The organism is Thiocapsa imhoffii (assembly GCF_016583985.1).
Lineage (GTDB): Bacteria > Pseudomonadota > Gammaproteobacteria > Chromatiales > Chromatiaceae > Thiocapsa > Thiocapsa imhoffii.
This window is the reverse complement of record NZ_NRSD01000109.1, coordinates 1-523: the sequence shown is the minus strand read 5'-3', so window position 1 is coordinate 523 and position 523 is coordinate 1. Positions and strand designations below refer to the sequence as shown.

Annotated in this window: 1 pseudogene; it reads right to left on the bottom strand. The window is 66.5% G+C overall.

The features are described from left to right. A pseudogene (locus tag CKO25_RS20860) lies at positions 1-523 on the bottom strand (ATP-binding protein); the annotation flags it as partial.

The window sequence follows — 523 nt, the reverse complement described above, 5'->3', positions numbered from 1 at the left end:
GCTCGATGACCCGGCGTACCCGGGGCTCCTGGAGTTTGTGGGCCAATTGATCCAGATGGGTCACGCGCTCGACGATCATCGCCTCCTTGGCCTGGTCGATCAGCGCCGCTGTGATCGGTTGGGCGCGGTCGCGGCCGGCGGGGAGTTTAAAGCAGGCGCGGTAGGCCAAGGCATTGACCAGCCAGGGCTGACCTTGGGTCAGCTCCCAAACCCGATCCAGCGCCTCGGGGGTAAAGATCTGCCCGGTCTCGGCGGTATGCTCCAGCAGCAGGGTGCGCGTCTCGGCGGCGCTGAAGTCCCCCAGGCGGAGCGATTCGGCCTTGATGTTGAACGCACTGCCCCCGGTGATGGCCTCGCGCTCGGAGCTGGCATGGATGCGGTAGTCGCGCAGGTCGCGCACCCCGCACAGAATCACGGTCTGCGGAAAGGCCGTCGGCCGTTGCGGATAGCCGGCGCGCAGTTGGCGCAGCAGCGAGAGCAGGGTGTCACCGATCAGCGCATCGACTTCGTCAAGCAGCAGTAC